Below are 22302 nucleotides of genomic sequence, written 5' to 3'. Positions count from 1 at the left end.
GCTAGCGGATCCGGGCAGCGATCTCGTCGTCCATCGCCCGGTGCGCGGCTGCGGCGTGCGTGATGAACTGCTGAATCTCGGTGAGCTTCTCGATGACGCGGTTCGCGCTCGCCGTGTACTCGGTGTACGAGGCCTCGAACCGTTTCGACGCGGTGTCAGTGACAAAGCCGGAACCGACAAGCCCCTGAATCTGGCCTTGAAGCTGCTGCAACTTTGCCGTAATCTCATCGCGGCCGACGCCGAGTTGCGCCGCCGCGCCTTCCATCTCTTGATACGAGATGCTGATGTTCGCCATGTTCGCACGTCCAATCTGTTGTCAGATTGCGAAGAGCCCCCTGGTTCGCAGCGCCGGGCGGCTCCCGACTGTCGCTTACGAGCGATGCCACCAGGCTACGAGGGGCGCGTGCTGCCTGAGACCGGAAAACAGAATCTGTGGATAAGTCTGGTGTGCGCGCAAAAACGATCAGGCGGGCCCAGGACCGAAGTCCCGGCCCCGCCTGATCGTAGGGAGTGAGTTCGCTAGTTCTTGTAGCTACCGACGAGGCGGACCGCGCCACCGTCGACACCCTTCGCGCCCTGCTCAAATCCGGTGAAGTCGCGTGCAGCCGTCGAGACCGTGCCGACGACCCACGGGTCGAGGCCCTCTGCGGTGAGGGCGGTGGCGACTAGGGGGGCCTTGTCAGCGGCGACAACCGCAAACATGCCGACGCCAAGGTTCCAGGCGCCCTCAAGCGACTCAAGCGTGTGGCCGCCCAGGTCCGCGAGGTGGCGGAACACGGGAAGCGGCGACCAGCTCGACCGCTCGACCTCGACCCACGAGCCAACGGGCAGCACGCGCGCGAGATTCGCCGCGATCCCGCCACCGGTCACGTGGCTGAGCGAGTGAATCGCGCCCTGGGTCGAGGGGTCCTCGAGCACGCGAAGCAGCGGCGCCGTGTAGAGCGCGGTCGGGGTGAGGAGGGCCTCGCCGTAGGTGGCGCCAAGCTCCGCCGAGTGCTGTTCGTAGCCGATGCCCTTGTCGGTCAGGATGTGGCGCACGAGTGAGAAGCCGTTGGAGTGGAGGCCGGAAGCGGCCATCGCGATGACGACGTCGCCGTCCTGAACCAACCCAGGGTGCAGCATGCGGTCGGCCTCGACAACGCCGGTTGCGGCGCCCGCGACGTCATAGTCGTCCGGGCCGAGCAGGCCCGGGTGCTCCGCCGTCTCGCCGCCGACGAGGGCGGTGCCGGTCGCCTCGCACGCCTCGGCGATACCACGAACGATGTCGGCGATGCGCTCGGGAACAACCTTGCCGCAGGCGATGTAGTCAGTCATGAAGAGCGGCTTCGCGCCGACAACGACGATGTCGTCCACAACCATCGCGACGAGATCCTGACCGATCGTGTCGTGCTTGTCGATCGCCTGGGCGATCGCGACCTTGGTCCCGACGCCATCCGTCGACGAGGCAAGCAGCGGCCGCTTGTACCCGGTCAGCGCAGACGCATCGAACATACCGGCGAACCCGCCGACCCCGCCGAGCACCTCCGGCCCGTGGGTGCGCTGGACCGCCGACTTCATGAGTTCGACAGCGAGGTCTCCGGCGGCAGTGTCAACACCGGACTGGGCATAGATCGACGAGTTTTCGCTCACACGACAAGGGTACCCTGCCCCGGGCGTGAGATTCGGCACACCGATCGCGCACGCGGCATTCACCCATCATTTACAGGGCGGAAGTTGTGGGAAACTATTAGCTGCGTCGCCTGGCGCCAACATCTACCCAGTGGAGCGAACTCGCAACATGTGCGGCATCGTCGGTATCGTCTCGTCCGAACCCGTCAACCAGCAAATCTATGACAGCCTGTTGCTGCTGCAGCACCGCGGTCAAGACTCAACCGGCATCGCCACCCTCGAGGGCGACTTCTTCCACATGTCAAAGATGAAGGGGCAGGTTCGCGAGGCGTACCGCACCCGCGACATGCGCCAGCTCATGGGGAACGTCGGCCTCGGCCACGTGCGCTACGCGACGAAGGGCGACGCCGCCCGCGAGGAAGAGGCGCAGCCGTTCTACGTGGGAGCGCCATACGGGATCATCCTCGTCCACAACGGCAACCTCACGAACACCCGGGAGCTCACCGCCGAGCTCTACAACGTGGATCGCCGCCACCTGAACACGCACTCCGATACCGAGCTCCTGCTCAACGTGCTCGCAAACGAGCTCCAGACGAGCATCAAGGGCCTGTCGCTCGACGCCGAGCAGGTCTTCCAGGCCGTGACCAGGCTCCACGAGCGCGTCGAGGGATCATACGCAGCGATCGCGCTCGTCGCGGGCTACGGGCTTGTCGCTTTCCGCGACCCGAAGGGCATCCGCCCCCTCGTGCTCGGTCACCGTACCTCCGAAAGCGGTTCAGACGAATGGGTCGTCGCATCAGAGTCGCTCGTGCTCGAGTCCGGCGGATACGAGATCGTGCGCGACGTTGAACCTGGCGAAGCGATCCTGATCCGCGCCGACGGCACCATGGTGTCGCAGCAGTGCGCGCCGAACACGAGCCTCGTCCCGTGCGCGTTCGAGTACATCTACCTCGCGCGGCCCGACTCGGTGCTCAGCGGCATCTCGGTGTACGACGCGCGACTGCGGATGGGTGACGTCCTCGCCGAGCGGATCCGCGAGGAACTGCCCGGCGTAAACATCGACGTCGTCATGCCGATTCCTGACTCGGGTCGCCCTGCCGCGATGCAGCTCGCCCGCAACCTCGGGATCGAATACCGTGAGGGCTTCTTTAAGAACCGCTACGTCGGCCGCACGTTCATCATGCCCGGCCAGGCGGTGCGCAAGCGCAGCGTGCGGCAGAAGCTCAACGCGATGCACATCGAGTTCAAGGGCAAGGACGTGCTGCTCGTCGACGACTCGATCGTCCGCGGCACGACGTCGCGGGAGATCGTCGAGATGGCGCGCGCCGCAGGTGCCCGCTCGGTTATCTTTGCCTCCGCGGCTCCTCCCGTGCTGTTCCCGCACGTGTACGGCATCAACATGCCATCACGCGACGAGCTCATCGCCCACGGGCGCACCCCAGCAGAAATCGCGGCGGAACTCGGCGCGGATCACCTCATCTACCAGACCGTCGAGGGCATGAACCGCGCGATCCTCGCGGGCCAGGACACCGTCACGAAGCTCGAGGAGAGCTGCTTCACGGGCGAATACATCGCCGGCAACATTGACGAAGAGTACCTCGCCTGGGTCGAGGCGACGCAGACGAGCTAGCTGGGGCGCTTTGAGAGCGCGAACGGGGTGCCGGGCATAGGCCCAGGCACCCCGTTCGCGTTCTGAGGCTAGGCGGCGCGAACGGTCATGCCGCCGTCGACAACCAGGTCCGCCCCGGTAATGAACTTCGCGCGCGGGCTCGCGAGAAAGACCGCGGCCTCGGCAACGTCCCACGGCTCGCCCATGTGTCCGAGGGGAACCTGGCGGTCCCGTTCGGCCCACATCTTCTCGACACTCTCCGCGCCGTACGCATGCGCGAGGCCGGCGGTGTTCGCGACCATCGGCGTCTTGATGAGGCCCGGGGAGACCGTATTGACGCGGACCCCCGCCGCCGCGAACTCGAGGGCCGTGGTCCGGCTGAGGTGCGTGAGCGCCGCCTTCGATGTGTAGTAGGTCGCGTACGCGGTTCCACCCCACCGCAGCGCGGCGATGGAGGAGATGTTCACGACTGCTCCCGAGCCCTGCCTGACCATGTGCGGAATGACATGCTTCATCGCGTTGACAGCGGTTCTGAGGTTCACCGCGAGCACGCGATCCCAGTCCTCGGCGGAGGCCTCTGTAACCCCGCCGAGCAGGCTGATCCCGACGTTGTTATCGAGCACGTCGATGCGCCCGTGCGCGCGAATCACCGAGTCCGCGAGGCCCGCGACGGCCGCCTCGTCGGTCGCGTCGACCCCGAAGCTCTCCGCAGTCCCGCCCTCGGCGCCGATCATCTCCGCGGTGCGGCGCGCGGAGCGCTCGTCGCGGTCGACGCACACGACGTGCGCGCCGTGCCTCGCCATGAGGAGCGCGGTCGCCCGCCCGTTTCCGATCTCGTCGCCGACGGTTCCGGCGCCGATGATGAGCGCGATCTTCCCGTCAAGGTCTCGCATGTGCGTCTCCGTTCCGCCGCGCGCTGCGGCCCTCAGCGGCTGCGGCCTCGGAGCGCACGGCCGTGTCTGCGATCCATTCGCCCGTGCTGCGGAGCTCCTTCTTCAGCACTTTGCCGTTCGCGCTCCGCGGCAGCTCGGTGAAGTACACCCGCTTCGGCGTGCGCACCCCTCCGAGGAGCTCTCGGCAGTGGGCGCGAAGCTCAGCTTCCGACGCGCTCCCTCCCGGCTGCAGCTCGACGATGGCGGTGACCTGCTCGCCCCAATCGGGGTGAGGCACCCCGATCACTGCGCAGTCCAGCACTGCGGGGTGCCCCCAGAGCGCTTGTTCGACCTCGCTCGGGTAGACGTTGAAACCGCCAGAGATGATGAGATCCTTCGACCTGTCGGTGATGAACAGGAACCCCGAAGCATCGAGGTGGCCCAGGTCGCCAGTGCGAAGCCAGCCGTCGACGATCGTCTCGGCGGTCTTCTCAGGATCCTCGTAGTAGCCCTTCATGACGAGATCGCCGCGCACGCAGATCTCGCCCGTCGCTCCCGTGGGCAGCTCCACGAACGAGAGCGGGTCTCGGACCGACACCTGGATGAGCGGCCCCGGGCGCCCGCAGGAGGCGAGCCGTTCGGCGTCCGCGATCTCCCCGGTCGCAGTGAGGTGATCCTGCGGGAGCTTGAAACTGATCGCCGCGACTGCCTCCATCTGCCCGTAAACCTCGAGAAACACAGGCCCGAGCAGCTCGAGGCCGCGCCGGAGCTTCTCCGTCGACATCGGGGCCGCACCGTACAGCAGATAGCGCAGGGACGAGAGTTCCCGCGCTTCGTCTTCAAGACGATCGAGCAGCCGGTAGATAACGGTCGGCGGAAGGAAGAGCTCGGTGACGCCGTACGTCTCGATCGCGTCGAGCACAGCATCGGTCGACGCTCGCGGGATGATCACGGTCGTCCCGCCGCGCGCTGATGCCTGCAGCGACGAGAACCCTGCGGAGTGCGTCATCGGCGCGGCGGCGAGATTCACCTGCCTGTCGTGCTGCCCGTACTGCAGCGCGAGCATCTGGTGCGCGACCATCACGGACACGTTGCGGTGGGTGTTCATGACGCCCTTCGGCAGGCCCGTCGTGCCGCCCGTCGGCGCGATGACCGCGACGTCATCGGCGCTGACGTCGAAGTCAGGCGCGGTGTCTGGATACGTCGCCGCCCGGGCAGTCAGGTCGACGTCAGCGACGTCATCGCGGGCCGGCCCGAGCGACAGCAGATGCTTGACGTCCGGTGCCGCACCGCGAATCTGCGCCACCTGATCGCCGAGCTCTGGGTGGTAGATGAGCACCTCGACGCCGAAGCGTGTGAGCAGCTGCGCGGTCTCGTCCGTCGGGTGGTCGGGGTTCAGCGGTACCCACACGGCGCCAATACGCCACGCGGCAAGCACGCACAGCCAGGCGAGAGGCGCGTTCGGGGAAAGCACCCCGACCTTGCCGCCCTGCGCGATGCCGAGCTCGGCGAGACTGCGGGCGATCTGATTCGACATGCGCCGCGCCTCGTCAAACGTCCACGACTCATCCGCGGAGACGTAGGCGAGCTTGTCTGGGTTGATCCGCCAGCCGCGGTCGAAGAACGATACTGCGGTGACCATGACTACTGCGCTCCCAACATGATGACCGAGGCCACTGCCTCTTCGCCGCGATGGAACCCGCCGCCGTTCTCAGCGAGCGCGACGCGCGCGCCCGATACCTGACGCGATCCCGCGCGGCCCCTGAGCTGTTCTGCAAGTTCGAAGATTTGCCCGAGGCCGGTTGCGGCGAGCGGATGACCCTTCGAGACGAGACCGCCTGAGGGGTTCACGGGAAGCGCGCCGCCGATGCTCGTCGCGCCGCGCTCACCGGCAGCAGCCGCCTCCCCTGGCCGGTACAGTCCCAGCACCTCGAGCTGCAGCAGCTCGCCGAACGCCGTCGCGTCGTGTACCTCGGCGACGTCGATGTCATCGGGGCCGAGCCCCGCCTGCTCGTAGGCGCGCTGAGCGGCGACCCCACTGACATGGCCATCGAACGTCGTGAAGTCGCGGTCGCTCCCGGTCGCGAGCGCCGATGCGAGCACGCGCACCCCGGAGGTGCTCTGGAGGCGAGCCATGCCGCGCTCCGAGCACACGATCACGGCGGCGGCGCCGTCCGTGATCGGGGCGCACATCGGCACCGTCAGTGGGAAGGCGAGCGCACGCGCCGCCAGTACTTCGTCGACGCTCATGGGCTTTCGGTAGTGCGCCCGGTGGTTCGCCACCGAGTGGCGGTGGTTCTTCTCCGCAATCAGCGCGAGCTGCCGCTGCGTCGTGCCGTAGCGATCCATGTGGCTTCGCGCCATTGCCGCGTAGATATCCATGAAGCTCGAGCTCGGGCCGGTCGGCCTGTCAGTTTCCCCGCCGAGCTCTCGCAGCACGCGCGCGAGTTCCTCCGGCGCACTCACGTCATAGGCGCCGTCGAAAACCGACATGGCGAGTGACCGATCCTCAACGTTCATCTTTTCCGCCCCCACGGCGAGCACAATGTCGGCGGCCCCCGACCGGACATAGGCCACAGCCAGGTGGAACGCGGAGGCGCCGCTCGCGCAGGCGTTCTCGACGTTCACAACCGGAACGCCCTGGATCCCAAGCTCGCGCACGGCGATCTGCCCCGGCACCATATGTTGCCCCTCAAGCGGCGACTGTGTCGTGTTCGCAAAGAACACGGCCTCAACGTCCGCGGTCGTCGCTGAGGCGTCGGCGAGCGCCTCGCGCACAGCCTGCGCGGTGAGCTGTTTGACGGTCAGATCACGGTGGATGCCGAACGGGGTCATCCCCGCGCCGGCGATCCACACTGGGGCAAGCACCATTAGTCGAGCTCCTTCTTGTAGGTTTCAGGGACAAAGCACATGATGATGAGCGAGACCAGGCTGATGCCGGCGACGTACCAGGCGAAGCCACCGATGTTGCCCTGCGAGGCCATCCACGTCGCGACGTACGGCGCGGTGCCGCCGAAGAGGGCGACGGAGACCGCGTACGGGAACCCAATCCCGGCCGAACGCAACGTGCGCGGGAACAACTCGCTGAAGACGGCCTGAACGATCGAGGTCGCGGCTGCGATGAACGTCACGCCAAGGAGCTGCACCGCGAGGAAGCTTGCGAAGGAATCGTTGAGGGAGCCCAGCAACGGCACCGTGGCAACGGTAAAGAAGACACCGAACGCGATGAGGAATGGCTTCCTGCCGAACCGGTCCGACAGCGCGCCCATCACGGGCTGCAACACCAGGAACCACGTGAGCGAAATGAGGCTTGCTGACAGGCCCTGTGTGACGTCGAAACCGACAGCGATATTGGCGTACGTCGGAAGAAAGCCCGTCCAGATGTAGAACACGATCGCCGAAGACGCGGTCATGCCGAATACGAAGAACACGCTCTTCGGGTGATGCTTGAGGAACGAGAACAGCCTGACCCGCTCCGCCGTGCCGCGACTCGCAGAGGCTGCGGCAATCTGGTCCTCGTGGAGCGTCTCCGCGGCGTGCGAACGGACCCACAGCGCGATGAGCGCCGCGACCGCGCCGACGACAAACGGGATACGCCACCCCCACGATCGCATGTCTTCAGCGGGCAGCAACTGCGTGAGGAGCGCGGCAATGCCGATCGCAAGCAGGTTCGCCGAGGTCGCGCTGATGTAGAAGAAGCTCGAATAGAACCCGCGCTTGCCGGTCGGGGCGGATTCGACGAGCAACGCCGAGCTCGCAGCGTACTCACCGCCCGCGGACAGCCCCTGCACGAGTCGGGCGACGACGAGGATGAGCGGTGCGAACACACCGATCTGCGCGTAGGTCGGCGAGAACGCAATCATGAGCGAGCCAGCGCCCATGCCGAGCACCGTCAGCACGAGAATCCGTTTGCGTCCGAACCTGTCGGCGAGGTAGCCGATGAGCAACCCGCCGAGTGGCCGCGCGAAGAATCCGACGGCGAAGACCGCCATGGTGCCCAGGAGCGGCACCAGGCTGCTCTCAGCGTCGGCAGGGAAGAACTGCGTCGAGAAGTAGATGGCCAGGATCGAGTAGATGTACCAGTCGAACCATTCGACGGCGTTCCCGACGGACGCAGCGAGCAGCTGCTTCGGACCGTTGAGCGGCCTCGGCCCCGAGACGGCTGCTGTGTTCCTGCCCTGACTGGGCACCAATGATTCTGTGTGTGCGGTCAACGCCAACCTCCTTGTTGTAGCCGGGAGCACCTGCCGGGTGGCGGCCCTCGTGGCTGTACGCTTCACTCGGAATCGAGTCTGACGTTGTCGAAACTTCCAAGCAATGGCTAGAATTCCAAGAGATTTTGCCTCTGGCCATGCTTTTTTCCAACGAGGATCGAGGGTGCCGATGACCACGCCAGACCTTCCCGCGGGCCCAGCAGCCCACACCGCCATCAGCGCGGCCACCGCTGCGCGGTTCGACGCGATCCTCGACGAGCTCGCGCGGGACGAATCCATCGCGGATGCCGTCATCGACCGCGGCAGGGCGCAGTTTCCCGCGTACGCGAGCGTGCCGAGCGCAGATCTCATCGAGGCGGTCGGCCGCAATCGCGCGCTCGCAATCCAGACGCTGCGGTCGGGCGTCATCCCCCCGCCCGAGCAGATCTGGGAGGCCGCGCTGTCGACCCACCAGCGGCTGGCTCAGGGACTGTCGATCACCGACATCATGGGAGGGTTTCGCGAGTCACTTCGAGAGATCCAGAGCCGCGTCATTGCGCGAACAAGCGAGCGCGGGCTTGACCCCCAGATCGCGCTTCGCGCGTCGACGTTGCTTTGGGATCTCGGTGACACCTTCTCGGCCAGGATCTCGCTTGCCTACCGGGAGATCCAGATCGCCGATGAGGTCGCGCGGAAGCAGGAGCAGGAGCAGTGGATCAGGCGACTGCTCGCGGGAGATCTCACCGATGCTGAGCACCGTGCCGCGGGTGCGCGCCTCTCGGAAGCAGGGCCCATCCGGGCGGTCGTCACTGGACCGCTCCCCGTGCCCCTGAGCGCACCGCTGCCCGACACGCTCTACCTCGACCAGGGTCGAGCCGCCGGCTACCTTCCGGCCGATCAGACGCTGCCCGACACCATCAGCTACTCCGAGGGCTCACTCGGCGACTGGCACACGCTCCCAGAGTCGCACAGGCTTGCGCAGCAGCTGCAAGCGGCAGCCGAGCTCTTGGGCCGACAGGGGCGGAACACGCTCGCCGACCTAAGCTGGCGGATCGGTGTGCCAGCCTCGCCGTCCCTCAACGAGTTTCTCCGTCGCAGTTACATCGAACCTGTGCTCGCAGAAGGTGAGTTCGGCGCGCTCATCCTCGACTCGATCCGCGCCTTCATCGGGCACGGACTTCGCGTGGACGCCGCAGCGAAGAGCCTGCCGGTGCACCCGAACACGCTGCGGTACCGGATGCAGAAATTCGAAGAGCTGACGGAGTCCTCGCTCGGCGAGTTCGACACGCTGGTCGAGGTTGCCTGGGCGCTCGCCGTCGCTGGAGGATCCGAGGACCAGCGGGTCGTCTGAGCGGAAACGACGAAGCCGCCGTGTTCGCGATGAACACGGCGGCTTCAAATGTCTGGGGGAAGTGCGCTATTCGCTCTTCTTCGGAGCGTCGGGGTCATCGCCCTTGGGGGCGTCGTCCGTTTTGCTCGTCGTGTCGTCGTCCGAGCGGACTTCCTTCTTCAGGATCTTCATCGACTGGCCAAGGCTCTTCGCGAGCGCGGGCAGCTTGGGCGCGCCAAACAACAGCAGCACAATAAAGACAATGACGATGAGGGTGGGACCACCCATGTTGCCGATCATGATTAACGCACTCCTCGCTGTTCAACGCTTCCAACAAAACTACCGCAGTTCACGGTTTGCCGCGCGAAGAACCCTGGGAAAGCCGGTGGTGGCGGAGCCGACCCCTGGCAGCCGCCGCCCGGGCCGAGCCGCGCGCGATATCAGTTCGCGCCGGCGGAGCCGCTCGGCTTCGTGGGCTCGGACGGCTGAGTCTCGCCGTCCACGGGGTCGTCGCTCGATACCTCGCGCTTCAGGATCTTTGCCGACTGGCCGAGGCTCTTCGCGAGCGCGGGCAGCTTCGGTGCGCCGAACAGCAGCACGATAATGAAGACGATGGCAATGAGGTGCGGTCCGCTCAGTCCTTGAATCATGACGAGCCCCTTTCAATACGAACTGGCTGATTATTGCACAGAGTGCTGCGCGTCAGCCGCGTTCTTCCTCAGTTTTTTCGACAGCCTGCGGGGCACGCGGTTCCGCAGGAACATCGTCGCGCGGGGTATCGGCTACGGTGCCGTCAGTCGGCGTCGCATCGTCGGCCACAGGCTCGAGCCCCTCGCCAACGACGACGGTGTGCTCAAGCACGGCAGTACCGCGCTTCCGCTTCGCGATGGCGCTCAGGATCAGGGCGAGCAGCCCACCCAGCATGAGCCCGGCCGCGCCGCCGATGATCAGCATGAAGCCGGCAATTTGGCCGAGCGAGTACAGGGCCCCCTCCGGCACCTTGTAGAACGTCGTGACGAGCGCGCCAACGAGCGCGCCAGCGATTGCGCCGACGATCAACAGCCGGCCAATGCGGACCGATCGCTGGAGTTCGACAGACTGCTGAGTTTCGCTTGACATGGGGCTATTCTCTCAGGTTTCGTGTGTGGGTTTCGTCGGAGCCGAAACCCGGGCCGGGCACGCGCGCCGCGTGCAGCGCTCAGGCGCGCCGTCGAACGATGGGGAGCAGCCCCTCGAGGTTCGCGCGTGAGCCCGACGCGAGCACACGCGCCGTCTCGAGCGCCTCGTCCCAGGCGAGTCGGCCCGTCGCGATCCCGATCCAGGTTTCCGCATCCATCTCGATGACGTTCGGCGGTGTCCCCCGCGTGTGCGTGAGCCCCCCAACGCACTGCACCGCGCCAAACGGCGGCACCCGCACCTCGACGGACTTGCCGGGCGCGAGCTCGGCGAGTTCCTCAAGGAGGAAGCGCACCGACGTCGCGATGTCGGCGCGTTCGGTGCTTCCCGCTTCGACGGCGGCGAGCGCGGCGAGCCCGTCTGCCGCTTGGATCCTGCGTCTGGCCATCTGCCCAGACTATCCTTGAGGGGTGAAGATTCTCGTCCTGGGGCCGGGTGCCCGCGAACACGCCATCGTCCTGTCCCTGCTCTCCGAAGACGCTGAGCACAGCATCGTCTGCGCGCCAGGTAACGCTGGCATCGCCGCGAGCGGCGTTGAGACCGTCGATCTCGCCTTCACCGACCCCGACGCCGTCACGAAGTTCGTCTCCGACCGCGGATTCGACCTCGTGATTGTCGGCCCCGAAGCGCCACTCGTTGCTGGCGTCGCCGACCCGCTGCGTGCCGGCGGCGTCCCCGTGTTCGGTCCGAACGCCGACGCCGCCCAGCTCGAGGGTTCGAAGGCGTTCGCGAAGCGCATCATGGACGAGGCTGGCGTCCCCACCGGTCGCGCGGCGAAGGTTGCGAACGCGGCCGAGGCCGGCGCCGTGCTCGACGAGTTCGGCGCCCCGTACGTCGTGAAGGCGGACGGCCTCGCTGCAGGCAAGGGCGTGCTCGTCACCGAGGACCGCGACGCCGCGATCGACCACATCGCGACCTGGGCCCCGCACGGCGAGGTGCTTGTCGAGGAGTTCCTCGACGGCCAGGAGGTCTCACTCTTCTTCTTCGCGGACGGCCACGACGTCGTCGCGCTCACCCCAGCGCAGGACTACAAGCGCATCTTCGACGGCGATCAGGGACCGAACACCGGCGGCATGGGTGCATACTCGCCGCTGCCGTGGCTGCCAGGCGGCACTGAGGCATTCATCGAGGAGATCAAGCACGACGTCGCCATTCCGACGGTGCGACAGCTTGAAGCTGAGGGCACCCCGTTCATCGGGTTGCTGTATTGCGGCCTCATCGTCACGTCCAAGGGCGTTAAGGTCATCGAGTTCAACGCGCGCTTCGGCGACCCCGAGACGCAGGTCGTGCTCGCCCGGCTCGAGTCGCCGCTGAGCTCCTACCTGCTCGCTGCGGCACAGGGCGACCTCGCCTCGCTCCCGGCCCCCGAGTTCTCCGAGGAGCCGGCAATGATCGTCGTGCTTGCGAGCGAGGGCTACCCAGGCGACGTCGCGACGGGCCGGGAGATCACGGGTCTGGAGGCCGCTGAGGCCGTCACCGGGGTGCACCTCGTGCACGCTGCGACCGCGCGCACCCCATCCGGTGGTTGGGTCGCGACGGGCGGGCGCGTGCTCGGCGTCGTGTCGCGCGGGCAGAACTTCGCCGAGGCGCGGGCGCGTGCCTACTCCGCGATGAACGAGATCGATCTCGAGGGCGGCCAGTTCCGCACCGACATCGCGGAGCGCGTGGCCTAGTCGCCCCGGAGCTGTCCGGCGCATGGGCGGCCCACTCAAGCGCACTGCGCACGTTCGCACCGCGCATGTTCGCACCGCGCACGTTGCCTATGTGATCTGCCGTTCGTATGCCCGACCTCTCAGAGTGAGGGCATACGGACGGCTTTTTGCATTCGATGAGGTCGGAGGTGTGGAGAGCGGCGCCGGGGATCACCGGTATTGCCCATCTCCTGGGGCCTGCGGTGGGGCCGGCGCGACGGGCCAGTGGAATGCCTAGGGCTTGTCCCCGAGGTCACCGCGGATGAGGCTATCGAAGTCGAGCGCTTCCTCCTCGGCCTCCTCGTCAGCCGGGTCGGTCTCGGCGTCCTCGGCCTCCTCAGCCTCCTCGGCCTCCTCGGCCTCAAAGAGCGCCTCGATTTCGGACACCGCGTCTGGTTCGGATTCATCAGTGGCTTCGGCTTCCGAAGCATCCTCAGCGTCAGCGACGTCGTCCCCGTCAAGCAAGACGTCGGCCTCGTCAGCCCCATCGAGCTCAGCGAGCCCTTCAGGCCCAGCTACCTCGGTGCCCTCAGCAGCGTCCTCGACCTCGTCCATACGACCAGCATCAGCGACGTCGCCGGCCTCAGTGGCTGCATCAACCAAATCAGCCTCAGCGGCTTCGCCAAGCTCTTCGACGGGCACGTCCTCGGCAGGCTCCGCGTCGCCATCACCATCGGCAATGGCCTGAACAGCCGAGACGTCCGCCTCGTCCCCGATAGCCACGGCTTCGCTAGTGACGCCGGGAATGGCGGCGACATAGTCGGTGAGCAGATCGATCCAGCTCTGCTGGGCGTCGGCGGTGCGCTCGAACGCGTCAGGGAAGACACCGAACCCCGTCTCCGTCACCATGATGTCGGTCTCGTCGCCCTGCGACCTGAAGGTGATGAGCACCGCGGTCTCGTGCGGGTCGTCGCCGTCGCGCCAGCGGAACCCGAGCGCGTGGCCCTCGATGAGCACGTCGACCGTGCCGACGGCGTTGCGGCTCGCGGCCTCGCCGCTTTCGGCAGTCCAGCGCTCGGCGACCGCGCCGCCGAAGACCACGTCGAGTTCGACGTCCGGCCACCACTCGGCCCTGAGCTCGGGGTGGGCGATGTACTGCCACGTGGTCTCCCGCGGCGCCTTCGCCCGCATCCGCGCAATCACCGGTCCGACAACCGCCATGGCACTCACCCTCCAGATCTCTTGCCCTCATCTTATTCGCGCTCACCGCGACGCACCTCGCCGGAAGCAACACTGTGACCCGGTGACGCGAATTGAGGTGGGAGAATGGGGGCGTGAACGTACTTCCCACTCCCCTCGCGCTGCCCGGCTGGTCACACACCTACTCAGGGAAGGTACGCGACCTCTACGTTCCGGAGGGCACCGACGCCGCGACCTCGCCGTACCTGCTCGTCGTCGCGAGCAACCGGGTGAGCGCGTTCGACTTCGTGCTCGAACCGCCGATCCCCGGGAAGGGCGCGCTGCTCACGGCACTGTCGAACTGGTGGTTCTCGCGGATCCCGCTTGCGAACCACCTCGCGATCGGCGAAGGATCCCCGGCCGTGCCCGAGGCCGTCGCCGACCGTGCGGTCGTGTCCCGCCGGCTGGAGATGTACCCGGTCGAGTGCGTCGTGCGTGGCGCGCTCACCGGCTCGGGTTTCGTCGAGTACCAGCAGACCGGGGCGGTGTGCGGTATCGAGTTGCCTGCAGGGCTGAACGACGGCGATCAGCTCGAGGAGCCGATCTACACCCCCGCGTACAAGGCCCCGTTCGGCGAGCACGACGAAAACATCACGTTCGAGCGCTCGGCTGAGCTTGTCGGCCAGGACGTCGCGGAGGCCCTCCGGGATGCCTCCCTCAAGATCTTCACCGAAGCCCGCGATCTCGCCGCGGAGCGCGGGGTGGTCCTCGCCGATACGAAATTCGAGTTCGGGAAGGATCCCGTCACCGGCGAGCTCGTCCTCGCCGACGAGGTGCTCACGAGCGACTCCTCCCGCTACTGGGACGCGTCGACGTACTTCGATGAGACGCTCTCGGGCGCGGAGCGGCTCGCCTCGTTCGACAAGCAGATCGTGCGCAACTGGCTTGCGGCGAACTGGGACAAGCAGGGCGTACCGCCCGTGCTCCCCGCCGAGATCGTCGAGCAGACGTACGCGCGCTACCGGGAGCTGTACGTGCGGCTGACGGGCGAGGAGCCCGCGTTCGCCCCGAGCGCGCAGTAGCAGGCGGCCGCAGCGGCGCCAGCCGCTGCGCAGAGGCCTGAGCCGCGCGCGTTGCGGCCGACTACAGTCCGTCGATGAGGCGCGCGACGGTCCGAGCGACAGGCTCAGCCCGCGCCGCGCGATAGCCGGTTCCCGCCCACAGATGCAGCCTGTCGGTGTCGCCCGCGGCGCCGGCCCGCGCTCGCAGTTCGCGGGTGAGGTGGTGCACCTCGGGGTAGGCCGTAACTTCCTCGCGCTCGTGCCTGTCGATGAACCCGTTGCGGAGCGCGCGCGCCGGGCGTCCGGTGAAGACCCGGGTCACGACGGTCTCGTCGAACTCCCCGGAGGCGAGCGCGCGCCGATGCGTGTCCGAGGTGCCGGCCTCGTCGGTGAGTAGCAGCAGCGTGCCGACGGCCACCGCCGTCGCCCCGCCGTCGAGGAGCACACGCACGGCGTCAGCCCCATCAACGCCGCCTGCCGCCACGAGCGGCAGGCGCGACGCGGCCGCGACGGCAGCCAGGGCGTCGACGGTCGAACCGTCGGCGATCCTTCGATCCGGATCCCACGTCGCCGAATGCCCGCCGGCGCCGGGCCCCTGCACGATGAGCGCATCGACGCCAGCGTCCTCCGCCTCCCGGGCCTCCGCGGGCGAGGTGACCGTCGCGACGACCGCCGAGCCCGCCCGTTTCAGGAGCGCGATGTCACTCGCTGGCGGCAGCCCGAACGTGAGCGAGACGACGGGGACGGGATCCTCCCGCAGAAGCGCGAGCTTCGCTCCCCAAGCGTCATCGTCGTTCACCGGGATCGGCGCGGGCCGCAAATCGTACGCACTGAGCTCGCCCGCGATCGCGCGCGCATAGCCGGCGATCCTCTCCGCGTTCCGCTCCGACCCATCGGGCACGAACAGGTTCACGCCGAACTCCCCCGTGCGCCCGCGCAGGGCAGCGATCTCGTCGCGCAGCGTCTCCGGCGTCTTGTACCCCGCCGCGAGGAACGGGAACGCGCCGGCCGCGCTCGCAGCAGCCGCGAGCGCGACCGTGGTCGCCCCGCCGGCCATCGGCGCGGCGACAATCGGGTGTTCGCTGGGCAGGAAAGTGGTGGTCACGTGACTCCTCCAAACGGTTCGCGAGAGACGACGGCCGCGGGCATTCGCGCCGTGTACTGCCAGGGTAGACTTGTCCGGTACGCATCCCGTTTATTTCGCGAACCTGGAGGCACTCCTTGCCCACGATTGTTGTTGATGTCATGCCCAAGGCCGAACTCCTCGACCCCCAGGGTAAGGCGACGACGGGAGCGCTTGAGCGCCTCGGTCACGGCAAGTTTGAGAACGTCCGCATCGGAAAGCGCTTCGAGCTGACCGTGCAGGGCGAGGTCACCGAAGACGTGCTCGCCGAGGTGCGCCAGATGGCAGACGAGATTCTTTCGAACTCGGTCATCGAGGACGTCGTCGCGATCTCGGTCGACGGCGTCGCAGTCGAGGCGCGCTAATGGCGACCCGTATCGGTGTCATCACCTTCCCGGGCTCCCTCGACGACCGGGACGCGCAGCGCGCCGTTCGCCTCGTCGGCGCCGAGCCCGTCGCGCTCTGGCACGCTGACCACGACCTGCAGGATGTTGACGCGATCATCCTCCCGGGCGGCTTCAGCTACGGCGATTACCTGCGCCCCGGCGCGATCGCGGCTCTCGCCCCGATCATGACCGAGGTCATCGACGCCGCTGGCAAGGGCATGCCCGTGCTCGGCATCTGCAACGGCTTCCAGATGCTCGTCGAGGCGCACCTGCTGCCCGGCGGCCTGATCCGCAACGCGCACCAGCAGTTCATCCGTCGCGATCAGCGCCTCGTCGTTGAGAACGCGTCGACTGCCTGGACCAGCTCGTTCACACAGGGCCAGGAGATCGTCATTCCCCTGAAGAACGGCGACGGCGGCTACATCGCGAGCGACGAGTCGCTGAAGCAGCTCGAGGGCGACGGCCTCGTCGCGTTCCGCTACGCGGGAATCAACCCGAACGGTTCGCTGAACGACATCGCCGGCCTCACCAACGAGCGCGGCAACGTTGTCGGCCTCATGCCGCACCCCGAACACGCGATCGAGGCTGGCTTTGGGCCCGATACCTCGGCGGCGATGCGCTCGGGCGTTGACGGCCTCGCGTTCTTCGAGAGCGCACTGAACGCCATCGCGGCGCGCGTCTAACGCTACCCGGCACGGGCTCCCGCTGTGCACAGGGCGGGTGGAACTTCGGTTCCACCCGCCCCGTGCTGTTTCTGACGCTTGTTCCGGTAGGCAAGGCCGCGAGCGAGGTAGTTCGCTGCAAGCTCCTGCCTTACCTACCGTCGGGTACGGGGTGTCTTGCAGAGATGGGGCTCTCTGGCGTGCCGGGGGTGGCTAGGTGGGCGCCGGGCGCGAGCCGGGCGCGAGCCGGGGTTGGCCAAGCCCCTCGCCCGCGCCGCGCAGGTCACTCCACGCGGTAGTAGATCGCGACCTTGTGGCCGCCGTGCTCGATGACTTCGACCTCGGTCCCGAAGACGCGCTCGAGCACCTCGGGGGTCATGATCTCGTCTGGCGTGCCCGACGCGACGAGCTCCCCGTCGGCGAGCGCAATAATTCTGTCGGCGTACGCGGAGGCGAAGTTCACGTCATGCACGACGAGCACGATCGTCTTCCCGAGAGCGTCGGCGGCCGCGCGCAGCTGCCGCATCATGCCGGCCGCGTGCCGCATGTCGAGGCCCGTGAGCGGCTCGTCGAGCAGCACGTAGTCCGTATCCTGCGCGAGCACCATCGCGACGAACGCGCGCTGCCGCTGGCCGCCCGAGAGCTCGTCGATGAAGCGATCCTCCATCCCGGCGAGGTCGAGGAACGCGATTGCCGCGTGGATCGCACGCCGGTCCGCCTCGGTCGTGCGCCCGGCGGAGTGCGGGAACCTGCCGAATGTGACGAGCTGGCGCACGGTGAGCCTGGCCATGAAGTGGTTCTCCTGGCGCAGGATCGACACGACCTTCGCAAGCTCCTTCGGCTTCGCCTGCGTCACGTCGAGCCCGCCGACGGTCACGGTGCCAGCGTCGGCGCCAAGGAGCCTGCCGATGATGGTGAGCATCGTCGATTTGCCGGCACCGTTCGGGCCGATGAGCGCGGTAATGCCGCCCGGCTCGATCGTGAGGTCGATGGGGCCGAGCACGCGCTTGCCGGCGTACTCCTTGCCGACGGAGGTGAGCTGGATCAACGCAGCCCCTTTCTGAGCAGGACGATGAGGAAGAGCAGGCCGCCCGCAAACTCGATGATCACGGTCACGAGGCCGCCAGCCGAGAAGATGTGCTTGAGCACGAAGGTCGCCCCGAGGAGGGTGACGAGGCCGATGCCGATCGCGAGCGGGATGATCTCGGCGTGCGAGTCGTTCCGGGCGAACTGGTACGCGAGCGTCGCGACGAGGAAGCCGTAGAACGTCATCGGCCCCACCATCGTCACCGACACTGAGATGAGCACGGCGACGAGCACGAGGATCGTGACGACCTCGCGCCTGTAGTTCACGCCGAGACTGACCGCGGCGTCGCGCCCGAGCGCGACGACGTCGTAGACCCTGCGGCGACGCCACACGAACACGAGAATTCCGAGGGCGATCGTCGCGGCGAACGGCAGGTACTCGATGTTGCCGTTGCCGATGCTGCCGAACAGGCGCGCGCTGAGCACGTCGAACTCGCTCGGCGTGAGCATCCGCTGCATGAAGGTCGAGACTGAGCCGAACCCGATGCCGAGTACGACGCCAACGAGCAGCAGCAGGTGCAGGTTCGCTCGCTTGCCCGAGAAGAGCCACCCGTAGAGCGCCGTTGCGAAGATCACCATGAGTCCGCTCTGGGCGAGAATCTTCGGAATGCCCTCGAGGCCCGACGCCGCGGTTCCAAACACGTAAACGAGCGCGGTCTGGGTGAGCACGTAGAGGGCATCGAAGCCGAGGATCGACGGGGTCAGGATCCGGTTCGAGGTCGCGGTGTGGAAGAGCACGGTCGCGACAGCCTGACAGACCGCGACGAGCGCGATCGTGCCGAGCGATGCCGCGCGCGAGCGGACGATCACCCAGAATCCTGCGCTGCCCGGCTGCGCCGGGTTCGCGTAGGTGAGGATCGCGACCGCCAAGAGGATCGCGACCGCGAAGACAATCGCGATTGGGAGCAGCTGGCGCCAGCGCGGCAGCGTCGGCTCGGGTGGGATGGGAAGCTCGCCCGCCGGGCTGAGCTGGATGGGTTCACGCACGCGACCGCCCCCGCATCAGGATCGTGATGAAGACCACGGCGCCGACCATTCCGAGCACCATGGACACCGGCACCTCAAACGGCATCCGGACGACGCGGCCGATGATGTCGCAGACCGTGACGAGGGCGATGCCGCCGAGGCACACCCACGGCAGATTGCTGCGGACGTTGTCGCCGCGAAGCGTGGCGACGACGTTCGGGACGACGAGGCCGAGGAAGGGGAGGAAACCGACGACGACGGTCGTCACGCCTGCGGCGACCGCGACGAGGGCGGTGCCCGCGATGAGGATCGTCTCGTACCGCATGCCAACGCTCGTCGCGACCTCCCGCCCGAGGCCAGCGACGGTGATCCGGTCGGCGAGCAGGAAGACGAGCAGCGTGACGATCGCGACGATCCAGAGCACCTCGTAGCGGCCGCGGACGACGCTCGTGAAGCTGCCCATGAACCAGGTGCCGACCATCTGCAGGAGGTTGAACTGCACGGCTAGGAAGGTGGTGAGCGCGCTGACGACCGCGCCGAGCATGATGCCGATGAGCGGCACGACGAGCGTCGAACGGATGACGATGCGGCGGAGGATCAGCATGAAGGCCATCGCGCCGACGAACGCGAACAGGCTCGAAACAGCCATCCGGCCGACAAGGCCGACGCTCGGCGCGACGATCGCGGTGAGGAGGAGGCCGAGCGACGCCCATTCGGTGGTCCCCGATGTTGTCGCGTCGACGAAGCGGTTCTGCGTGAGCATCTGCATGACGAGCCCGCTCGCGGCCATCGCGGCACCGGCGAGCATGAGGGCGACCGTCCGCGGGACTCGCGTGATCCACATCATTTCGGCTCCGAGTTCGCCGTCCGTGATGTCGTACACGCCGACGAAGAGCGAGAGCGCGAGGAGGGCCGCAACGGCGAGCGTCGCGACCGCTAGGGGCCAGATCTTCGCCCGCTTCTCCGGCGCGATCTCATCGCCGGCGTCGGGAAGCGCGGTCGCGATGCTTGGCCGTGGCCCCACGGGTCGAACGCGGGAACGCCCGCTCTCGCGAGCGGGCGTTCCTCCACCACCGGGGTCGGTGGGCGTGCTGTTCACGTTCATGCTGCTGCGAAAGCCGCCTGAATCTGCTCGAACAGTTCGGTGTACGCGTGGATGTCCTCGGTGAGGTAGAAGTTCGCGTCGAGGTAGATGATGTTGTCCTTGGTGACGGCGGGCACGTTCTTCAGTGCCTCCGAACCGGCGATGAGCTCAGCGGCCGGCGCCGAGCCCTCCTCGCGCTCCTCGGGGGCGAACGACGCGTCGCGGTCGAGCGCGATGATCCACTCGGGGTTCGAGGCGGCGATCGCCTCGACCGAGATGTCGTCGCCCTGGTGGTCGCTCGATGCGCCCTCAACCTCGAGCGCGGGAACGAGCCCGAGGGCGCCGAACACGGGTCCGACCGAGCGGCCGACGCCGGGAGCAAGGTACCCGATCTTGCCACCCGAGGTGTTCACTGCCATGACGGTGTCGGTGCCGTTGTAGGCTTCCTTCGCGCCGGCGATCGCGTCGTCGAGCTTGGCGTTGGTCGCCTCTGCCTCGTCCTCGTGATCGAAGATCTGGCCGAGGATAGTGTTGCCGCGCTTGAGCTCGCTCATGAGGTCCTCGCCCTCGCGGGGGGCGATGTCGATGACGACCGAGTCCGGGTTCTGCTTCTTGATGTCCTCGTAGGAGTCGCCGAAGCGGTAGCCGGCGATGATCAGGTCGGGCTGGGCCGCGACGATCGCCTCAAGGTTGGGCTCGCGGTGCGATCCGATGTCGACGACGTCGTCGTTGTCGGTGTATCCGGGCCAGACCGAGCCCATGATGCCCTTGGGCGCTGCCGCGAGGTCGACGTTCCACTCGGTGAGCGTCTCGAAGACGTGGTTGTCGAGCGCGACGACGGTCTCGGGGTTGACCGGCACGTCGACGGTGCCGAAGTTGTCAGTGATCGATACTGTGCCGCTGGCTTCGGGTTTCGCGTCGGTCTCTTCGGACGGCGACGAGCTGCAGGCGGAGAGCACGAGGGCGGCGCTTGCCGCGATTGCAGCGAGCCCGAGCAGGCGCGGCTTGCGAGAGGTACGGAGAGTCACGGTAATGAATTCCTTTTGACGGGGGTTCGGGTTTGGCGCGCCGGCTTCCGGATGGAAGCGAAAAGGGTTCCGTGTTGATTCCCGTGCACGGGAATGTGCCCAACACTGGAACCCACTTAGGTAACCCTAACCTCGAATTCATCTGATGTTCAAGCGTTCGGTGAAATTATCATCCTGATCTGGGCATCTGTGACGCCACCCCGGCGCCCGGCGGGCCGCTTGCGCTACGCCGTGAGGGCGAAACCGTACGTCATGAGCCGCAGGTCGTCCCCGCTGGCGAGAGTGATCGTGCGGTCCCGCTCTCCCAACCTGGCGAACTCCAGGCGCTCGTACAACCGCCACGCCGCCTCCATCATCTGGCTCGTCTCGAGCACGAGGCGGCTCGCCCCTCGGATCCGCGCGAGCCGCAGGGTGTGCTGCATGAGCAGGGCGCCGATCCCTCGCCCGCGGGCCGCCTGCGAGACGCCGAGCAGCCGGATGTCCATCTCCCCAGGCACAGAAACCGTGGTGAGCTGCTCCCGATACCGCGGGGTGGTGACGGTGCCAAGCAGATCCCCCGTCGCGGTGTCTTCCGCCACCCAGACGAGGTGCGTCGCCGCACGCGCCGCAACATCGGCAATGTCAGCCAGGTAGTCGGCCGCGAGATGCGAATAGTCGTCGCGGTACGCAGCGAGCACGAGGTCGCTCACCGCGGGGATCTCCTCGTCGCGAATGAGCCGCACTCGCACGTCGGACCGATCCTGCAGCGCGTACTTAAAGGTGAGCGAGTCACCATAGCCGGTGCCCGCGAGCCGCGCGTCTAGGTCGACGGTGTGGTCGAACCCCAGGCGGGCATACAGCCGCTGCGCGGGATTGCGCACGCCGGTGTCCAACCGCATGGCCGAGCGCCCCCAGCCGAGCGCGACTTCCAGACCTGCCCGCACGAGCGACTCCCCGATGCCGCGCCCCTGCGCTTCCGGGGCGACCGCGACGAGCCGCAGCTCGGCTTCGCCGGCGCTCGCGAGCTTCGCGTGTGAGCTTTCGGGACGCAGTACCGAGGCGGCTCCGAGCAGCCTGCCTGCCTCCTCAACCACAATGACCCGGCCGTCGGCGTCTCGCCCGGCTACGTCGCTCACCGAGCGCTCCCATTCTGGGTCCCCCGCGAGCTCCGCGGCGTAGGGGCCAGCCCCGTAGGCGGCGTCGAGGAGCGCGACTTCGGCGGGGTATTCAGCTGCCCGGATTGGGCGCACACGTGGGGTTACTGCAGCATTCACCCAGTCAGTCTAGGGCCGCGAACGACGCCGGACTGCCAGGCACCCGATGCGGGCG

Annotated in this window: 23 protein-coding genes; 6 read left to right on the top strand and 17 right to left on the bottom strand. The window is 67.3% G+C overall.

The features are described from left to right. Position 1: 1 nt before the first annotated feature. Together BJ960_RS01790 and purM are read right to left on the bottom strand one after the other, a co-directional pair. Entirely contained in the window at positions 2–295 is a 294-nt protein-coding gene (locus BJ960_RS01790) for a WXG100 family type VII secretion target (RefSeq protein ID WP_185986015.1), read from the bottom strand. 224 nt (positions 296–519) lie between these two features. Continuing rightward, positions 520–1629, bottom strand: coding sequence for a phosphoribosylformylglycinamidine cyclo-ligase (purM, locus tag BJ960_RS01785; RefSeq protein WP_185986014.1), 1110 nt, complete (start codon positions 1627–1629; stop codon positions 520–522). A 148-nt stretch (positions 1630–1777) separates the two neighbouring features. On the opposite strand from purM, the gene purF reads away from it, so the two are divergent. Next, positions 1778–3238 carry an amidophosphoribosyltransferase gene (purF, locus tag BJ960_RS01780; protein ID WP_121073822.1) on the top strand — a complete coding sequence of 487 codons (1461 nt, stop codon included), beginning with the start codon at positions 1778–1780 and terminating at the stop codon, positions 3236–3238. A 68-nt stretch (positions 3239–3306) separates the two neighbouring features. Here purF and BJ960_RS01775 read toward each other — a convergent pair whose 3' ends face one another. From BJ960_RS01775 to BJ960_RS01760, 4 genes are read right to left on the bottom strand one after another with little or no spacing between them, the layout of a single operon-like run. Next, positions 3307–4110 (bottom strand): SDR family NAD(P)-dependent oxidoreductase, encoded by an 804-nt coding sequence (locus tag BJ960_RS01775; RefSeq protein ID WP_185986013.1) that lies wholly within the window; start codon positions 4108–4110, stop codon positions 3307–3309. Continuing rightward, positions 4097–5731: a class I adenylate-forming enzyme family protein gene (locus BJ960_RS01770; RefSeq protein ID WP_185986012.1), complete on the bottom strand. Its 1635-nt coding sequence runs from the start codon at positions 5729–5731 to the stop codon at positions 4097–4099. Before BJ960_RS01770 ends, BJ960_RS01775 begins: the two co-directional genes overlap by 14 nt. Positions 5732–5733: 2 nt before the next feature. Continuing rightward, on the bottom strand, positions 5734–6960 hold the full coding sequence (locus BJ960_RS01765; RefSeq protein ID WP_185986011.1) for a thiolase family protein: 1227 nt from the start codon (positions 6958–6960) through the stop codon (positions 5734–5736). Then, the gene (locus tag BJ960_RS01760; protein WP_237463732.1) at positions 6960–8303 is read right to left on the bottom strand and encodes an MFS transporter; all 1344 of its coding nucleotides are present in this window, start codon (positions 8301–8303) and stop codon (positions 6960–6962) included. Before BJ960_RS01760 ends, BJ960_RS01765 begins: the two co-directional genes overlap by 1 nt. A 169-nt stretch (positions 8304–8472) precedes the next feature. Here BJ960_RS01760 and BJ960_RS01755 point away from each other — a divergent pair, with 169 nt between their 5' ends. Then, a complete protein-coding gene (locus BJ960_RS01755; protein WP_185986009.1) occupies positions 8473–9633 on the top strand; it encodes a helix-turn-helix domain-containing protein in 1161 nt (386 codons plus the stop codon). Between the two features lie 66 nt (positions 9634–9699). Here the strand turns inward: BJ960_RS01755 and tatA are convergent, their stop codons facing one another. The 4 genes from tatA to BJ960_RS01735 form a co-directional block, all read right to left on the bottom strand. Beyond that, positions 9700–9912, bottom strand: coding sequence for a twin-arginine translocase TatA/TatE family subunit (gene tatA, locus BJ960_RS01750; RefSeq protein ID WP_121073834.1), 213 nt, complete (start codon positions 9910–9912; stop codon positions 9700–9702). 140 nt (positions 9913–10052) lie between these two features. After that, positions 10053–10262: a Sec-independent protein translocase subunit TatA/TatB gene (locus BJ960_RS01745; RefSeq protein WP_121073836.1), complete on the bottom strand. Its 210-nt coding sequence runs from the start codon at positions 10260–10262 to the stop codon at positions 10053–10055. A gap of 52 nt (positions 10263–10314) precedes the next feature. Continuing rightward, a complete protein-coding gene (locus tag BJ960_RS01740) occupies positions 10315–10731 on the bottom strand; it encodes a hypothetical protein (RefSeq protein WP_185986008.1) in 417 nt (138 codons plus the stop codon). Positions 10732–10810: 79 nt separating this feature from the next. Then, positions 10811–11176, bottom strand: coding sequence for a sterol carrier family protein (locus BJ960_RS01735; protein ID WP_185986007.1), 366 nt, complete (start codon positions 11174–11176; stop codon positions 10811–10813). Between the two features lie 22 nt (positions 11177–11198). Here BJ960_RS01735 and purD point away from each other — a divergent pair, with 22 nt between their 5' ends. Next, positions 11199–12461: a phosphoribosylamine--glycine ligase gene (purD, locus tag BJ960_RS01730; protein WP_185986006.1), complete on the top strand. Its 1263-nt coding sequence runs from the start codon at positions 11199–11201 to the stop codon at positions 12459–12461. Between the two features lie 252 nt (positions 12462–12713). Here the strand turns inward: purD and BJ960_RS01725 are convergent, their stop codons facing one another. Then, positions 12714–13640, bottom strand: a complete 927-nt coding sequence (locus tag BJ960_RS01725) for an SRPBCC family protein (protein WP_185986005.1) — start codon at positions 13638–13640, stop codon at positions 12714–12716. A gap of 113 nt (positions 13641–13753) precedes the next feature. Here BJ960_RS01725 and BJ960_RS01720 point away from each other — a divergent pair, with 113 nt between their 5' ends. Continuing rightward, positions 13754–14680: a phosphoribosylaminoimidazolesuccinocarboxamide synthase gene (locus tag BJ960_RS01720; RefSeq protein ID WP_185986004.1), complete on the top strand. Its 927-nt coding sequence runs from the start codon at positions 13754–13756 to the stop codon at positions 14678–14680. Positions 14681–14741: 61 nt separating this feature from the next. Here the strand turns inward: BJ960_RS01720 and BJ960_RS01715 are convergent, their stop codons facing one another. Continuing rightward, entirely contained in the window at positions 14742–15764 is a 1023-nt protein-coding gene (locus BJ960_RS01715) for a nitronate monooxygenase (protein ID WP_185986003.1), read from the bottom strand. Positions 15765–15880: 116 nt separating this feature from the next. Between BJ960_RS01715 and purS the strand changes: the two genes are divergently transcribed. Together purS and purQ are read left to right on the top strand one after the other, a co-directional pair. Beyond that, positions 15881–16147 carry a phosphoribosylformylglycinamidine synthase subunit PurS gene (gene purS / locus BJ960_RS01710; protein WP_121073857.1) on the top strand — a complete coding sequence of 89 codons (267 nt, stop codon included), beginning with the start codon at positions 15881–15883 and terminating at the stop codon, positions 16145–16147. Next, positions 16147–16851: a phosphoribosylformylglycinamidine synthase subunit PurQ gene (gene purQ, locus BJ960_RS01705; RefSeq protein WP_185986002.1), complete on the top strand. Its 705-nt coding sequence runs from the start codon at positions 16147–16149 to the stop codon at positions 16849–16851. The genes purS and purQ overlap by 1 nt, the downstream gene beginning before the upstream one ends. Before the next feature lie 262 nt (positions 16852–17113). Here purQ and BJ960_RS01700 read toward each other — a convergent pair whose 3' ends face one another. The 5 genes from BJ960_RS01700 to BJ960_RS17120 form a co-directional block, all read right to left on the bottom strand. Then, positions 17114–17878, bottom strand: a complete 765-nt coding sequence (locus tag BJ960_RS01700; RefSeq protein WP_121073863.1) for an iron ABC transporter ATP-binding protein — start codon at positions 17876–17878, stop codon at positions 17114–17116. Beyond that, a complete protein-coding gene (locus BJ960_RS01695) occupies positions 17875–18903 on the bottom strand; it encodes an iron chelate uptake ABC transporter family permease subunit (RefSeq protein ID WP_121073866.1) in 1029 nt (342 codons plus the stop codon). Before BJ960_RS01695 ends, BJ960_RS01700 begins: the two co-directional genes overlap by 4 nt. Beyond that, the gene (locus BJ960_RS01690; RefSeq protein WP_185986001.1) at positions 18896–19987 is read right to left on the bottom strand and encodes an ABC transporter permease; all 1092 of its coding nucleotides are present in this window, start codon (positions 19985–19987) and stop codon (positions 18896–18898) included. The genes BJ960_RS01695 and BJ960_RS01690 overlap by 8 nt, the downstream gene beginning before the upstream one ends. Next, positions 19984–20994: a siderophore ABC transporter substrate-binding protein gene (locus BJ960_RS01685; RefSeq protein ID WP_307814706.1), complete on the bottom strand. Its 1011-nt coding sequence runs from the start codon at positions 20992–20994 to the stop codon at positions 19984–19986. Before BJ960_RS01685 ends, BJ960_RS01690 begins: the two co-directional genes overlap by 4 nt. A gap of 224 nt (positions 20995–21218) precedes the next feature. Continuing rightward, the gene (locus tag BJ960_RS17120) at positions 21219–22247 is read right to left on the bottom strand and encodes a GNAT family N-acetyltransferase (protein WP_185986000.1); all 1029 of its coding nucleotides are present in this window, start codon (positions 22245–22247) and stop codon (positions 21219–21221) included. Between the last annotated feature and the right edge of the window lie 55 nt (positions 22248–22302).

This window comes from Leucobacter aridicollis, assembly GCF_013409595.1.
Classification (GTDB): domain Bacteria; phylum Actinomycetota; class Actinomycetes; order Actinomycetales; family Microbacteriaceae; genus Leucobacter; species Leucobacter aridicollis.
This window is presented reverse-complemented; position numbering and strand designations above follow the sequence as displayed.

What these genes read in the sequence shown, in the direction of transcription:
- BJ960_RS01740 (WP_185986008.1), bottom strand. Translation starts at nt 10,731, where the DNA reads ATGTCAAGCGAAACTCAGCAGTCTGTCGAACTCCAGCGATCGGTCCGC.
- BJ960_RS01745 (WP_121073836.1), bottom strand. Translation starts at nt 10,262, where the DNA reads ATGATTCAAGGACTGAGCGGACCGCACCTCATTGCCATCGTCTTCATT.
- BJ960_RS01755 (WP_185986009.1), top strand. Translation starts at nt 8,473, where the DNA reads ATGACCACGCCAGACCTTCCCGCGGGCCCAGCAGCCCACACCGCCATC.
- BJ960_RS01790 (WP_185986015.1), bottom strand. Translation starts at nt 295, where the DNA reads ATGGCGAACATCAGCATCTCGTATCAAGAGATGGAAGGCGCGGCGGCG.
- BJ960_RS01770 (WP_185986012.1), bottom strand. Translation starts at nt 5,731, where the DNA reads ATGGTCACCGCAGTATCGTTCTTCGACCGCGGCTGGCGGATCAACCCA.
- BJ960_RS01725 (WP_185986005.1), bottom strand. Translation starts at nt 13,640, where the DNA reads ATGGCGGTTGTCGGACCGGTGATTGCGCGGATGCGGGCGAAGGCGCCG.
- purQ (WP_185986002.1), top strand. Translation starts at nt 16,147, where the DNA reads ATGGCGACCCGTATCGGTGTCATCACCTTCCCGGGCTCCCTCGACGAC.
- BJ960_RS01775 (WP_185986013.1), bottom strand. Translation starts at nt 4,110, where the DNA reads ATGCGAGACCTTGACGGGAAGATCGCGCTCATCATCGGCGCCGGAACC.
- tatA (WP_121073834.1), bottom strand. Translation starts at nt 9,912, where the DNA reads ATGATCGGCAACATGGGTGGTCCCACCCTCATCGTCATTGTCTTTATT.
- BJ960_RS01765 (WP_185986011.1), bottom strand. Translation starts at nt 6,960, where the DNA reads ATGGTGCTTGCCCCAGTGTGGATCGCCGGCGCGGGGATGACCCCGTTC.
- purF (WP_121073822.1), top strand. Translation starts at nt 1,778, where the DNA reads ATGTGCGGCATCGTCGGTATCGTCTCGTCCGAACCCGTCAACCAGCAA.
- BJ960_RS01735 (WP_185986007.1), bottom strand. Translation starts at nt 11,176, where the DNA reads ATGGCCAGACGCAGGATCCAAGCGGCAGACGGGCTCGCCGCGCTCGCC.
- BJ960_RS01690 (WP_185986001.1), bottom strand. Translation starts at nt 19,987, where the DNA reads ATGAACGTGAACAGCACGCCCACCGACCCCGGTGGTGGAGGAACGCCC.